The organism is Paenibacillus sp. SAFN-054 (genome assembly GCF_051966755.1).
In the GTDB taxonomy this organism is placed as follows: Bacteria; Bacillota; Bacilli; order Paenibacillales; family Paenibacillaceae; genus Paenibacillus_AQ.
Window position 1 is genome coordinate 1,561,911 of sequence record NZ_JBQCKS010000001.1, and the last position, 13,524, is coordinate 1,575,434.

Sequence of the window (13,524 nt, forward strand, 5' to 3'; positions counted from 1 at the left end):
TTCGGCGCTGGAATGCTATTTCACGGAAGATTTGGCCTTTTCTGCAAAGCTGTTATCCACGATGGATGCTGCCGGAACCTTTTCCTTGAGCTCTCCGGCCTGGCTCATGACGTCAAGCAGGTTGTTCCATTCGGTTTCGTCCACGATCGGATCGGTTGCGTACGTACCTTGATCCTTGTAGCGTTTGACAGCTGAAACGATGATTTCCTTATCCGCATCCTTAAAATAAGGGAGGATCGCATCCGCGATTTCTTCCGGGCTATGCTGCTGAACCCAGTTCTGCGCTTTTTGCAGCGCGTTCGTGAATTTCTGTACGGTGTCGCCGTTTTTCTTGATAAAGCTCTGCTTGCTCATGAAAACCGTGTAGGGCAAATGACCGCTTTCTTCCCCGAAAGACGCCACGACGCGGCCTTTTCCTTCTTTTTCAAAAATCGATGCCTGAGGCTCGAACAGCTGCACGTAATCCCCCGTACCCGATAAATAAGCGGACGCTATGTTCGCAAAATCGATGTTTTGGATCAGCTTCAAGTCCTTCTGGGGATCGATATCATGCTTGCGGAGCGTAAATTCACCTGCCATCTGCGGCATGCCGCCTTTCCTTTGACCAAGGAAAGTGCTCCCTTTTACCTGATTCCAGTCCACCTTGCCCTCGCCGTTTCTCGCCATCAGGAACGTACCATCGGTTTGCGTCACCTGACCAAAGTTGATGACCGGGTCGTCCGAGCCCTGCTGATACACATAAATCGACGTCTCCGAACCGACAAGAGCCACATCGATCGCACCCGATAACAAAGCCGTCATCGTTTTGTCGCCGCCGGGAATCGTCTGCAGCTCCACATCCAGTCCCTCTTCTTTAAAAAATCCTTTTTCCAGCGCCACATACTCCGGAGCGTAGAAAACGGACCTCGTCACTTCTCCAACCTTCACCTTTACCGTCTGGCTGCTCCCCGAGCAGCCGGATAAGATCAATCCGCACAGGACCAGGGAGAAGAGTCCGATCCATACCCCGCGTTTGTTCTTCAGCATATCCCTTCCTCCATCCTCTTCAAAGCCTTACGCCATCATATGCGTCCGCCCAGAAAAGGGTTAAACGTTTGTCACGTTATGCCGGAACTCTTTTATGCACAGCACAAAAAAGCCCCCGTGCCGTCCACGGGATGTGGACATTGCACAGGAGGCTCTTCGCTCGAATGATTACGCCATGCTACTTACGCAGAGAGATTACAGCTTGTAAATCGCCTTGTATTTTTCTTCAAGGTAGTCTGCCAGATAATCCGGATTCAGCTCCTCACCGGTCACCTGCATGATGATCTCAGCCGGCGTGAGGCTCTTGCCGAAGCGGTAAATTTTCTCCGTCAGCCACTCCTTGATCGGCATCAGATTGCCATCTGCAATATATTGGTCCAGCTCCGGAAGCTCTTTTTTCATCGTATTCATGATTTGAGCCGCATACATGTTGCCCAGGGAGTAGGATGCGAAGTACCCGAACATGCCTCCGGACCAATGGACATCCTGCAGGACGCCAAGGCTGTCGTTCGGCGGCGTGATGCCGAGGTACTGCTGATACTTCTCGTTCCAGACCTTAGGCAGATCCTTGACCTCAAGGCCTTCATTAAAGATCATTTTCTCGATTTCGTAACGAATAATGATATGAAGGTTGTATGTCAACTCATCCGATTCGATGCGGATCAGTGAGTTTTCAACGCGGTTCACAGCACGGTAGAAGTCTTCCACCGATACGTTCTCAAGCTGCTTCGGGAAATGCTTTTGCAGATCCGGATAGTAGCGGTCCCAGAACGCGCGGCTGCGGCCGATGATGTTCTCCCACAGACGGGACTGCGATTCGTGGATGCCCATCGAAGTGCCCGTGGCGAGCGGCGTACCGGCCAAGTCCTTGCTGATGTTCTGCTCGTACAAGGCATGTCCGCCCTCATGAAGCGAGCTGAACAGCGCGCTGGTCACGTCGTCCTGAAGATAATGGGTCGTAATCCGCACGTCGCCGGAATTCAGGCCTGTCGCGAATGGATGCACGCTCTCGTCCAAGCGGCCCGCATCGAAATCATAGCCCATTTGGCCGAGGATGAAGAGGCCCATTTGTTCCTGCTGTTCCTTTTCAAAAATTTGGTCCAGGAACGTCGTATCCGGCTTGTTCGGAGATTCCTGAATGGCTGCGACGAGCGGCACCAACCGGTTGCGCAGCCGTCCGAATACTTCGTCCAGCTTGTCCACGGTCAAATCCGGCTCGTATTTGTCCAGCAGCGTGTCATAGGTCGTTCCTTTGACGCCCCAATACTGGATCAATTCCTTCAGCAAAGCCACGATTTTGGTCAAATTCGGTTCAAAGGAAGCAAAGTCATTGTTTTCCTTCGCTTCTTCCCAAAGGGTCTCCGTATGTGCGGTCAGGACGGAGAATTCCTCAATTTTTTTGGCCGGAATGCTATGGTTCTCTTCGTATTCCTTCTTGAGTTCCTTCACCAGGCGGCGTGTCGTTTCATCCAGCTGGCTGTCCACTTCCGGGCTTGTAAAATAGGATATGTACGCTCCCATTTCATCCGACACCTGCAGCTTGAACTGCTCTCCTGCCAGGGTTCCGATCACGCCGGACCGGAGCTTGGCACCTTTGCGAGGCGCTCCCGTACGAAGATCCCAGTGCATCAAGGAAATCGCTTCGGTATATGCTTGAATTTTGCGGACCAGTTCCATAAATGATTCCAGTTTTGCTTTTACTTCATTGTTCATTTCCAAAATTCACCTCGCCACGTATTTTCGTCCTACCTCTTGATGATACTTTTTGCGGAAAGTATAATCAATATTTAATACGAATCGTTCGTCTTCAAACCGGATGCCTTAAAAAAGGAGCCGGGAATTAGGCGAATATTCGGATGACCGAAAGTAACGCGCATGATTCGGACATACATAGCAATGGAGTTCCCTTTGTCATCGACCGGATTTATGCCGTATACTTCGAAGTGAACCTATGCCTAAACTCCGAAGAAGGTTATTTCCTTCGGCACCATGGGAGACAGACAGCCAGCTGTATGGTCAGAAGATCAGAAGTCTGGACAAGCGTGGAAAGTGTATTGTAACTCATATTTACTAGAAGAAAGGTAGTGGATGCAATAATGAGCCATATTTCAGAAATCTTGGAGTACAACCGTCAATTCGTCGATGAAAAACAATATGAACAGTACCTGACCGGAAAGTTCCCGGACAAAAAGCTCGTTATCATCACCTGCATGGATACGCGCCTTGTTGAACTTTTGCCGAAGGCAATGAACCTGAAAAACGGCGATGTCAAAATCATTAAGATTGCCGGCGCGATCGTCTCCCATCCATTCGGAAGCGTTATGCGCAGCATACTCGTCGCCTTGTATGAACTGAGCGCGGACGAGGTCATCGTCGTGGGCCACCTCGACTGCGGAATGGCGGCGCTGAACGCCGACCACATGATCCAGGAAATCCGCAGCCGCGGCATTTCGGAGGAAGTGCTGTCCACCCTCGAAAATTCGGGCATCAAGCTGGACAACTGGCTTCAAGGCTTCAGCAATATCAAGGAAGGCGTGGCCGGTACCGTCAACCTGATTAAGAAGCATCCCCTCCTGCCTTCAGACGTTCCCGTACACGGCATGATCATCGACCCGAACAGCGGCGCGCTTGAGCTGGTCGTCGACGGATACGACAATAATTCACACAAATAACACTTTACTTTTGCATACAAAAACACGGATACAGGTATCCGTGTTTTTTTGCGTCTTCGGTTGCAAAACCATACAGTTTAAGTGTACACTTTGGGGTGAAAGAACATATCACGTATGGGAGACATTGCAAATGAATACGTTATCCTACGGATTATTGGCTTTTCTGGCCAGAGAACCTGGATCGGGTTATGATGTCATGCTCAAAATCCAGCCGTTCTGGCAGGCCAAACACAGCCAAATTTATCCTCTCCTTGCTCAAATGGAGGAAAACGAACTTCTTACATCTTATTGGGTCAAGCAGTCGGAGAAGCCCGACAAAAAAATTTACTCGATTACAGACAGCGGCATACGCAAATTGAAGGAATGGATGTACATGGCCCTTCCCGATCCGGTGACGCGGGACGAGCTGTCCATGAAAACATTCTGCATGTGGATGACCGACAGGGATAACGCGATTGAAATCGTGGAGACTCGCAGAGCCTATTTTACCCGCAGACTGGAATTCTTTCATAAAATGCTCCAGAACATTCCGGAAGACAAGCGTGCTTATGGCAATCGCGAGTTTTATGACTACATTCTCATCCAAAAGGGAATATTTAATGCAACGGCCGGGCAGGATTGGTGCAACTGGGTGCTGGGCATGCTCAGGGAGCAGCAGGCCAATGAAGCATCGGTGCAACCGGCGCAGTAGTCATCAAGCCTCGGTTTGAATTTGAGACTAAGCACGGGGAAGCTCACAAATATTTGCGTCAACTGAAAATTATTTAAATTGTTTTATATTTTTTCTTCGAAAAATGAAACTTTAAGATACTAAGCACGTAAAGCATAGTAGGCAAACCAAATCTATGCCACCATAATACTCAGGAGGTATTTTACTACATGAAGAACAAATCGTTGAAGAAATGGATCATGATTATCATGGCGTTTACATTCTTCTTCGCCATTTCCGTACCGGCAGATAGCGCGGACGCAAGACGCGGCGGCGGCTCCGGATTCAGATCCGGCAAAAGCAGCTTCACTAACACGCCGAAGAAGTCGACGACGACCGATAACGTCAAAAAGTCGACCAATACGAACAATTCTACGGCAGGAACGACAGCCAAACGCGGATTCTTCAGCGGCGGCGGCTTCATGAAAGGCCTGATGATCGGCGGTCTCGCGGGCATGCTGTTCGGCGGCATGTTCGGTAACATGGGCTTCCTTGGCAACGTATTCGGACTGATCATTAACCTGCTCGCCATTTACGTCGTGATCATGCTTGTCGTCGCAGCCGTCAGGGCGTTCAAGAACCGGCGGAAACCGGATTCTCGTAACGGACGGTACTAATTATGTTGATACTCACAATGGATGAAATTATTAATGCGATATGCCTGCATATGGCAGAACGCAAACGGATTCGCCCCCAGGACGTTGAAGTCGAACTTCTATGGGATGAAGAGACGGGCTACTCCGCCGAAGTTTGGGCAGAAGGCCGTAGCCAGTTTCTGGTCGAATCCAATATGATCGAAGCCATTATGCGGTATCTGCAAAGCGAGTACGGCATCCGGGCATATCGCGAGCAGATCACCCTGGATCTGGACGAAGAAATTACCGCACAGATCGACGTGGAAGTACAGCAAACGTATTGAAAATAAAAGGTAGACATCATAACGATGTCTACCTTTTTTGCTGCGGTTATCAAGCATGCATGTCATGCGTTATGTTGCATTTACCAAAGCCTCACGCAGCGCTTCCAGCGTCGTCACCGGCTCCTTGCAGCTGAAATGCTCGCAGATATAGGCTGCAGCTTTGCCGGACACGGGCTTCATCTCCCCCACATGGGGCAGCAGTTCGCGCAGCTTCGCTCCATCTTCTCCCTCCCAATGGATCAAGACGGCGGTTCCAGGCAAATAGGATTGCTGCACGGCAGCGATCATTTCCTGCATGAGCAGATCTTCCTTTTTGCCGCTGATCACGATTTCTCTGCCTCCCTGGAAAGGCTGCATCGCAGCAAGCAAATACATGGAATATCCCATCGGATAATCGGCTGCCGTTCCGGCAAATACCTGCAGCTGCTTATCCACAATCGCCTTCAAATCCGCATCCTGTGTCATCGCTGCCAGCTTGCCAAGCTGAAGCGCAGCCACGGAATTCCCGGATGGAATCGCTCCGTCGTAAATCTCCTTGGAGCGATTTAACAGCTCTTCCCCTTGCTTGCTGCTGAAGAAAAAGCCGCCAGCTTGTTCATCCCAGAAATCTTCGATCATGACGTCCTTCAGCTGAATGGCCATCTCGACATACTCTGCATTCCCGGTGGCTTCATACAGCTCGATCAGCCCCCACATCAAAAAGGCGTAGTCATCGAGATAAGCCGTAAAGGCGGCTTCCCCTTCTCGATATCTTGCCAACAGCCGTCCGTCTTCCTGCCTCATTCGTAACCAGATAAATTGGGCTGCTTGAGCGGCCGCTTGATTATAGGCTGGATTTTGCAGCACTTTACCCGCTTTGGCGTAAGCCGCGATCATCAGTCCGTTCCAGGAGGCCAATACCTTGTCATCCTTGAATGGATGCACACGCTTTTCGCGGTAATCAAATAGCTTCTGTCTGGACTCTTCTAGCTGGGTCGTGAGCGCAAGCAGATTCAAATTGCGTTCCGCTGCGTAATCCTGCGGCTTGGCCTGAATCAAATTCGGAATATTGCTGCCCTCGAAGTTCCCCTCCGGCGATATATCGTAAATATGGCAGTATGTGTGCATATCCTCCAGACCGAGAGCTTCCTCTACGTCCTCACGGGAGAGGAGATAGAACTTCCCCTCGACACCTTCGGAATCGGCATCCTCAGCGGAATAGAAGGCCCCTTCCGGGGAGGTCATGTCCCGCTGGATATAAGACAGCACATGTTCCGCCACCTCGCTCCACAGGCGATTGCCTGTCAGCTGATAGCCTTCGAGATATGCCATGACCAGAAGCGCGTTATCGTACAGCATTTTCTCGAAATGCGGCACCAGCCACTGCTCATCCGTAGAATACCGGGCGAACCCAAACCCCACATGGTCATACATTCCGCCCCGGTACATCCCATCCAGCGTTTTCTCCACCATCTGCAACGCCTCCCGCCGATCGTAAAATTGGGAGTAAGCCATCAGAAAGAGGAGGTTATGAGGGGTTGGAAACTTAGGAGCGGAGCCGAAGCCTCCATACCCGGAATCGAAAGTCCTGGAATAGTCCTCAAATGCCTGATCGAAGAGATCCTCGCTCAGCTCTTCATACTCAAGCTTTGATGTATGTTCATGAATCTGGCGTATAATGTCCTCACTGACCTCTATGATCTGCTGGGGGTTCTCCGACCACTTACTGTGAAGCTGCCCGAGCACCTCCATCAGGCCCATGCGGCCGTACATTTGGCGTTTGGGAAAGTAGGTACCGGCAAAAAAAGGTTTCTTGTCAGGTGTCAGCAGCACGGTCAGGGGCCATCCCCCCGAGCCGGTCAGCGCCTGGCATACCGACATGTAATAATTATCGATGTCCGGCCTCTCCTCACGGTCCACTTTGATCGCCACATAATGCTCGTTTAGCAGCGCAGCAACCTCTTCATCCTCGAAGGACTCCCGCTCCATGACATGACACCAGTGACAAGTTGAATAGCCGATCGATAAGAAGACAGGTTTATGATCCCGCCTGGCGACTTCGAAGGCCTCTTCCGACCAAGGGAACCAGTTCACCGGATTATGAGCATGCTGCAGCAAATACGGGGACTTTTCCTTTGCTAATCGATTGGGTACTTTCGGTTGGGTCATGGGGGCATTACCTCTTTTCGGTAGATTGGGTTAAAGATATGTTTAGTGTTAGTTTACCCAATTCAGCTGCGATCCCGCTAAACAGGTATTCTGTTGCCCGTTTATAGAAAAAACACAAAAACTCCCGCCAGAATTCCGGCAGAAGTTTCTTTAACGAATGGTTTCACACGAACTTATCAAATCACGGCTAATGCTTAAAGGTCTCCTTAATAAATTGCAGCTCTTCTTTCTCCGATAGAATTCCCGTTGCCTTGCCGATCGAGCCGTTCTCGACCTTCCAGAAAAAGTTGTGGTCTTCATCTACTTTGGCAAAGTCTCCGTTTTCCCATTTACGGGCAATTTCAAGCATTTTATTATGATTCACCCATCCGGTTCCTTTGGCTTCGATCATCTGAATCAGCAGACGAACCCGCTCGGGCGTCATTTCAACAGAGGTCCACTTTTCTTTTGCTTTGACCTTCTGGTGGGTCATATGGTGCATGACGTCAATGACGTCCTTTTCAGCAACGATGATCTCCGGCTTTAACGCCTCTTGCAGAACCTGGTCAACCTTCGCGTTATCCTGGGTGCGGAGCGTGCCGAGTCCGCTTCTTGTCTGTCCTTGTTTCGGCGATGGGGCAGGTGCATATTCCACCGTTTCTTTCTCTTCCGGATTCAGGATTTTATCTACAAAAAGTACGGCATATATTCCGCCCGTGACGATGAGTCCGACAGACAGCATGATGATTATGGCGATCGTCCATTTCTTTTTAGCAGACATTGACCGTCCTCCTGGTATGTATACTTTGAATTTTCCCTTCCTCTTCTTGATTTCCTCGGAACACGACGGAAGCCTATTGCCCCATTTCGTATCAGGAAGGGTTTGAGGCAAAGAAATAAACGATGACAAAAAAAACGCATATAGCGATAATCGTCCAGATCCATATGTTTTTGTTCACGGCTTTCCCACCTCGTTCTTTAGTTCATATTCTGCCTTGCATGTACATATTACCCAAATACAATGGTTTAATCTCCATCTATGGGAGGTTCTGGATCGAACAACCCTCTCTTGGCGCACCATAAAAAAACCGACTTTAGCCCTATTTCACCACAGTTAATCTTGTCGGGAACCCATCGACGTAATTGACCACCATTCGATTCATAGATATACTCTCTTTATGGGATATTTAGGGGGTTATTACATATGAAAGAAAATTCCGCCTCGCTTCATTCAAATCCGGATAGCCTGGTAACGATGCTGCGCATGGCACACTCATTTGAGAATTGGGACAATGTCATCCGTCTTTCCTCTGCTTTACATGAAACGGCAACCCGCTTGTCTGCCGAACCAGCGGTTGAAACATCCGACTTGAATAAGCCATTAGTCTATTACATAGGCTTCAGCAGTTTAATGAAGGGATATGCGTACGAGAAGAAAAAGCAATATGCGGAGGCTTTGGCATGCATCAGCAGATACCAAGACCTCAGTCCGTTCACGGACGGCAGCCCGCAAAGCCAATCCATCGCGGAACGATTTGAGTTTCTTGCCAAAGCGAACCGCTTCGCGAATGAGATCATGTCCGGCGATATGAAGGATCTGAATCGGTATGCCGTCTTCCTTCAGCAGCATCCTGCGGAAACTTTATCGGGCCTGATCACGGTTTTGGATTACGCGAACTCGTATGACGTAGTGGTCGATGAAATGATCTCACCATTACTGGACATGTTTTTCAAGACGGTTGAGCAGGGGGTAATTTCCGAACGGCGTACCGTTTATTTTTCGATTATGTATTCGCTGGCCGTATACCGGTTTAAGAACCGCAGGTATCTGGAAGCTATAGATACGGTTGTACTGCAGTTGGATTATTCCGATCAGACCGGGGATGATCTGCATTTCAAGAAGGCGATGGCATTGTTTGAAGAATTCAGGTCCCATGCCTCCACCGCGCAGCTTGAGCGTTACAATTCTATTTTAAGAAATTTTCTCCTGACATCGGTCCAAGAGGAAGAAGGCTTCAGACTTGATCGCGAAATTATCGTAAGCGAACTCCGGTAGCTCTAGATATGTCCCTCTGAGACTGAATAATTGTAAAAAAATAACATGCTGATTCCAAAAGAAAACTCCATTCTCTATCGATTTCCTGCGTGAATTCGTACTTTCGAATAATTGACCTGCCTTACATTAACATATAGTATAGACTCAAGTGTAGGAAGATTTAAGGGAGGAGACCGAGTTGGAAACGGAGTTAGCATTAATTAAAAACAGCGCAGATTCTTTGGTATCTATGCTTCGTATGGCGTATTCCCTGGAAAATTGGGGTAACCTGATCATTTTGGCAGACGAATTGCTGAACAGAGTGTATACTCCTTATCAAGAAAAAACCAAACTGCAAATACCCAAGACCGAGAAACCATTGGTCTATTATATTGGCTACGGCAATCTGATGAAGGGCGTCGCCTTCCAGAAGAAAAAGCGTTATGAAGAAGCGCTGGTATGCATCGAAAACTATAAAAACCTCCAGCTGTTTTCAGATGGAAGCGAAAGCAACACCAAAATCGTGGAAGACTTCCGTTTTTTTGCCGTCGCCAACACGTATACGGTCGATATATTATCGGGTAAAACGGATCGGCTGGCGGAATATGCGCAGTTCATTCAGAAGTACCCATCGGAGACGTTGCCCGGCCTTGTCACGATCCTGGAATGTGCCAACACCAACAATATCGATGTCGACGCGATTATCAAGCCTTTATCCGATTTTGTAACGAATTTGAAATATGAAGATTTAAGTTCCACGGACTGCACGTACTATCTATCCATTCTTCATTTGCTTTCGATTTACTATTATAAGAGAAGCTACTTTGAAGCCGCATTAAATTTCACTATACAAGCATTGATTTTTTCTGATAAAATTGGAGATGACAAGCAGTTCAAGAAATCCGCTGCTCTTTTCGAAATATGTAGGCCGCGCGCTTTGCCGGAACATCTCGAAAAGTATTACAAAGTACTACAAGACTACTTATTAGGAGTGATGAAGAATGAAGAATGTATTACTCTCGACATTGTTGTTGCTGGGAATCATTAGTGCAGGAGCCGTTACAGGACCAAGCACCTCTTCTCCTGAAATCCAGCCGCTGAACCATGGCGTAGGTTATGACGGCAAGTAAGATGCTTCCATGAAGAATCCATGGACTGGTCGATCTAGAATTACATACATACGAATTTCCGAGACAGCGCCTGCTTCCAGTCCATGGCTCCCACAGAAGCCATATCCATTTGAACTAAAGAAAGTAAGTTCGTTCATATTAACAACATAGTAATAAGCCCTGTGATTCTTCACAGGGCTTTTCCTTATTTAAGAGACAGGGTTTCTCTTCTATTTTAGAAATACACGTATTTAAAATCGATCCGGCTGACCTTCCAGCCATGATCCACGAAGCGGAATTCCATCGTTCTCGAAACCCATACCAGCGAATCAAAATGCGCAACCTGCGAAACCGTGGCTGTAGACCGATACATATCACCATATTCCACAGAACCGTGACTCGCGGAATTAAACTCCGTTTTAAAAGGCAAGCCCTTATACCATATAATATTCCCCAGCATTTCGCTCGTAAAATAAGGCTTGTATCGCTTTTTGGCATCCGAGGCATTCGTAATGACAGCAGCCTGGTTCGCTATATCCGAAAAAATTCTGATCTGCCCTTCCGTCAGCTTCGGAACCGGCGGGATCGTGGTATAAATGAGCAAATCCGTATCGGCATATATGACGTGCGCCGCTTTAAACGGCGAAGACCAGCTAACGTTCGCTCCGAATGCATCCCCCAAGAACTTCAATGGAACGTACGTAACGCCCTGGATGATCTGCGCGGGTATGTCCAGCATGACTTCCCTCTCGTTCACCTTGGCTTTTGGCGTACTCAGCTGCAGGTCGATACGCGTAATGTCATCGCGGATGATTACCGTCTTCGATTCCTGATGCCAGTCTACCTGGAACCCGAACCGGCTTGACACGATCCGAATGGGGATCATCGTTCTGCCGTCCACGATTTTTCCGTTCTCTACGATGTCCGGTTCCTTGAGATCCTCTGCCGCTGCCACAGTGAACGGCGCGCCAAGCATAGTCAACAGAAGGATCAAAATAAGGAATGTACAGCTTTTTTTCATCATGTGTGTTCTCCCAGTTGTTGTAATGTAAGCAAATAAGCCTAGCAAATTATACCGGGTTGTTTCCATTTATACAAATCCAAAATGTAGAAATCATTGAGGTCCGAAACAAGCCCGCACGTTTCCCTCAATCTTTTAATAAATTGGAGGATAGAGCGATAAAATGAACTAATGTTCAAACCTTGCTTCTCCTCAATTCCTTCTCGAATGGAATAAAGGCGAAGTGCGTTCCCTTTCTTTAATTCCATTTATTTATAAAGGCGGGATGCGCATGATGACCAAAGATGCCGTGGAGCAAAAAGCCATCTTTTTGGCAGCCGTCTGCGGACAGACCTACGACCAGTTCACGAATGTAGACGGTTCATTCGTCGTTCCCTTGAACTATACCGTTATACAAACCATTGAAGCCAACTCTATCACCAGAGAGTGGGAGCGCTTCGGGTTTATACTGGAGTCTCCGCAGGAGATTATCATTGCCTTTCGCGGAACGAGTTCCACCACCAACTGGATCGCGGATGCCATGGCCTCGCAAAAAAGGTTTCCTTATACACCGGAAGAATGTTATACTCACCGCGGATTTACGGACATCTACGTATCTGGCCGGACCCAAATCCTCGCTGCTTTGGCTGCGGCCTCTTCCGATAAAACCATGTACATTACAGGCCATAGTCTTGGGGCTGCACTTGCCACATTATGCGCCGTAGACGTCGCGGCCAACACGGTCTTCAAATCTCCCCGATTGTTCACGTACGGCTCGCCGCGTGTCGGGGATCCGGCGTTCGCCAAAGCTTTTATCACATACGTTTCAAACAGCTACCGATATACCAATCTGTTCGACATCGTCACCTATACGCCCCCGTCGGTCTATAAGCTTCCGAAGCGGGACAAAAAGTATTATTACAGTCATGTGCATACCTCTCGTCCGCTTGGCTTTCAGAAAGGCTCGGTCGGCGGCAACCATGTCATCGGAAGCTATTTCGCCGAGCTCTCCAAGCTTCAACGGGACTACGCAGCTCAGATTTGTGCCGAGAATCCAGGCTTCTGCCGTCGTTCCGATCCCAAAGGATAAACGATTGCCCACTTCCAAATGTCAACATTTTCATATCCTCTTCATGATTTCGTTACCCAAACGCTCTCCCGCTTCGTTATGATGTCATATAAACGGGTTGTCTGTTTGATAACGAAACCATGTGGTAAGTACATGGAACAAGGAGAGGATCATCATGAATAAACCATTTGCAAAGAAAGTTATGCTGGCTGCTGCCTTGTCAGTCTTTATCGGTCTAAGCGCATTCGGAGCGAATCCATCTGTTCTTCCATTGGATCGGGTTAACGCGGCCGCCACGGCAAGCACAAGCAGTAATGATGCTAAGCAGGCGCTTCATACGCTTAACAGCTTTTACAAGCCGGCCTTGAAAGGGCAGTTTCCAGGAGCGGTCAGCGGACTGACCGTCGGAAAAAGCACCAAGCAGCATGTCATTCAAACCATCGGCGAACCGACGATGCCCGGCAAACAAGCCAGCACGTTTGATCTCTATGGAGCCAACATGGGCAACCCCGGTTACGCATTCTCTTATCAAGCCAATAAAATCGCCGAAATGCGCTACTTCGGCACCAACGTGGAACGTCAGACGAATATCGGCGGCATTACCATGAAGATGGTGAAGCAGCATTGGTATGCCCCTACCTCTACATCCACCTTTAAAAACGGAAAATCGACGCAAACCAAGCTCACTTACAATCGTGGGGATTATAAGCTTGAATTTATCTTTAACAGCAGTACCGATCTCGATCATATCAATCTGTTACAAAAATAAAATAAATGAACGATGAGAAAAAAGACAGCGGGAAACGTTGGTTTCTCTGCTGTCTTTTTCGTTGTGCTTCAAAGCTCGGATGCCCTTAT

General features: G+C 48.5%; 13 protein-coding genes. 8 read left to right on the forward strand and 5 right to left on the reverse strand.

The annotated features are described in order from the left end of the window. Nucleotides 1–15: 15 nt before the first annotated feature. The gene (locus tag ACTHPM_RS07310; RefSeq protein WP_440394531.1) at nt 16–1,026 is read right to left on the reverse strand and encodes an ABC transporter substrate-binding protein; all 1,011 of its coding nucleotides are present in this window, start codon (nt 1,024–1,026) and stop codon (nt 16–18) included. Between the two features lie 195 nt (nt 1,027–1,221). After that, nucleotides 1,222–2,739 carry a carboxypeptidase M32 gene (locus ACTHPM_RS07315; RefSeq protein ID WP_440394532.1) on the reverse strand — a complete coding sequence of 506 codons (1,518 nt, stop codon included), beginning with the start codon at nt 2,737–2,739 and terminating at the stop codon, nt 1,222–1,224. A gap of 383 nt (nt 2,740–3,122) precedes the next feature. On the opposite strand from ACTHPM_RS07315, the gene ACTHPM_RS07320 reads away from it, so the two are divergent. From ACTHPM_RS07320 to ACTHPM_RS07335, 4 genes are all read left to right on the forward strand, one after another. Further along, entirely contained in the window at nt 3,123–3,698 is a 576-nt protein-coding gene (locus ACTHPM_RS07320) for a beta-class carbonic anhydrase (protein ID WP_440394533.1), read from the forward strand. A gap of 130 nt (nt 3,699–3,828) precedes the next feature. Next, complete coding sequence (locus ACTHPM_RS07325) at nt 3,829–4,389, forward strand: PadR family transcriptional regulator (RefSeq protein ID WP_440394534.1); 561 nt, start codon at nt 3,829–3,831, stop codon at nt 4,387–4,389. Between the two features lie 188 nt (nt 4,390–4,577). Beyond that, a complete protein-coding gene (locus ACTHPM_RS07330; protein ID WP_440394535.1) occupies nt 4,578–5,024 on the forward strand; it encodes a hypothetical protein in 447 nt (148 codons plus the stop codon). A gap of 5 nt (nt 5,025–5,029) precedes the next feature. Continuing rightward, the gene (locus ACTHPM_RS07335; protein ID WP_440395374.1) at nt 5,030–5,326 is read left to right on the forward strand and encodes a YxcD family protein; all 297 of its coding nucleotides are present in this window, start codon (nt 5,030–5,032) and stop codon (nt 5,324–5,326) included. A gap of 69 nt (nt 5,327–5,395) precedes the next feature. Here ACTHPM_RS07335 and ACTHPM_RS07340 read toward each other — a convergent pair whose 3' ends face one another. Together ACTHPM_RS07340 and ACTHPM_RS07345 are read right to left on the reverse strand one after the other, a co-directional pair. Beyond that, nucleotides 5,396–7,474, reverse strand: a complete 2,079-nt coding sequence (locus ACTHPM_RS07340) for a thioredoxin domain-containing protein (protein ID WP_440394536.1) — start codon at nt 7,472–7,474, stop codon at nt 5,396–5,398. A 187-nt stretch (nt 7,475–7,661) separates the two neighbouring features. Next, nucleotides 7,662–8,234 (reverse strand): DUF6241 domain-containing protein, encoded by a 573-nt coding sequence (locus tag ACTHPM_RS07345; RefSeq protein ID WP_440394537.1) that lies wholly within the window; start codon nt 8,232–8,234, stop codon nt 7,662–7,664. Between the two features lie 423 nt (nt 8,235–8,657). On the opposite strand from ACTHPM_RS07345, the gene ACTHPM_RS07350 reads away from it, so the two are divergent. Next, complete coding sequence (locus ACTHPM_RS07350) at nt 8,658–9,509, forward strand: hypothetical protein (protein ID WP_440394538.1); 852 nt, start codon at nt 8,658–8,660, stop codon at nt 9,507–9,509. A 178-nt stretch (nt 9,510–9,687) separates the two neighbouring features. After that, nucleotides 9,688–10,536 carry a hypothetical protein gene (locus tag ACTHPM_RS07355; RefSeq protein WP_440394539.1) on the forward strand — a complete coding sequence of 283 codons (849 nt, stop codon included), beginning with the start codon at nt 9,688–9,690 and terminating at the stop codon, nt 10,534–10,536. Between the two features lie 296 nt (nt 10,537–10,832). On the opposite strand, the gene ACTHPM_RS07360 is transcribed toward ACTHPM_RS07355, so the two are convergent. After that, on the reverse strand, nt 10,833–11,573 hold the full coding sequence (locus ACTHPM_RS07360; RefSeq protein WP_440421538.1) for a copper amine oxidase N-terminal domain-containing protein: 741 nt from the start codon (nt 11,571–11,573) through the stop codon (nt 10,833–10,835). Between the two features lie 316 nt (nt 11,574–11,889). Between ACTHPM_RS07360 and ACTHPM_RS07365 the strand changes: the two genes are divergently transcribed. Both ACTHPM_RS07365 and ACTHPM_RS07370 read left to right on the forward strand, forming a co-directional pair. Beyond that, nucleotides 11,890–12,687, forward strand: coding sequence for a lipase family protein (locus ACTHPM_RS07365; protein ID WP_440394541.1), 798 nt, complete (start codon nt 11,890–11,892; stop codon nt 12,685–12,687). Between the two features lie 154 nt (nt 12,688–12,841). Next, the gene (locus tag ACTHPM_RS07370; RefSeq protein ID WP_440394542.1) at nt 12,842–13,435 is read left to right on the forward strand and encodes a YjgB family protein; all 594 of its coding nucleotides are present in this window, start codon (nt 12,842–12,844) and stop codon (nt 13,433–13,435) included. The last annotated feature ends 89 nt before the right edge of the window (nt 13,436–13,524 follow it).

Bases quoted from the DNA above. Each gene is read 5' to 3' on its own strand.
- ACTHPM_RS07370 (WP_440394542.1), top strand. From the start codon at position 12,842: ATGAATAAACCATTTGCAAAGAAAGTTATGCTGGCTGCTGCCTTGTCA.
- ACTHPM_RS07310 (WP_440394531.1), bottom strand. From the start codon at position 1,026: ATGCTGAAGAACAAACGCGGGGTATGGATCGGACTCTTCTCCCTGGTC.
- ACTHPM_RS07330 (WP_440394535.1), top strand. From the start codon at position 4,578: ATGAAGAACAAATCGTTGAAGAAATGGATCATGATTATCATGGCGTTT.
- ACTHPM_RS07350 (WP_440394538.1), top strand. From the start codon at position 8,658: ATGAAAGAAAATTCCGCCTCGCTTCATTCAAATCCGGATAGCCTGGTA.
- ACTHPM_RS07325 (WP_440394534.1), top strand. From the start codon at position 3,829: ATGAATACGTTATCCTACGGATTATTGGCTTTTCTGGCCAGAGAACCT.
- ACTHPM_RS07345 (WP_440394537.1), bottom strand. From the start codon at position 8,234: ATGTCTGCTAAAAAGAAATGGACGATCGCCATAATCATCATGCTGTCT.
- ACTHPM_RS07360 (WP_440421538.1), bottom strand. From the start codon at position 11,573: ATGCTTGGCGCGCCGTTCACTGTGGCAGCGGCAGAGGATCTCAAGGAA.
- ACTHPM_RS07365 (WP_440394541.1), top strand. From the start codon at position 11,890: ATGATGACCAAAGATGCCGTGGAGCAAAAAGCCATCTTTTTGGCAGCC.
- ACTHPM_RS07320 (WP_440394533.1), top strand. From the start codon at position 3,123: ATGAGCCATATTTCAGAAATCTTGGAGTACAACCGTCAATTCGTCGAT.
- ACTHPM_RS07340 (WP_440394536.1), bottom strand. From the start codon at position 7,474: ATGACCCAACCGAAAGTACCCAATCGATTAGCAAAGGAAAAGTCCCCG.
- ACTHPM_RS07315 (WP_440394532.1), bottom strand. From the start codon at position 2,739: ATGAACAATGAAGTAAAAGCAAAACTGGAATCATTTATGGAACTGGTC.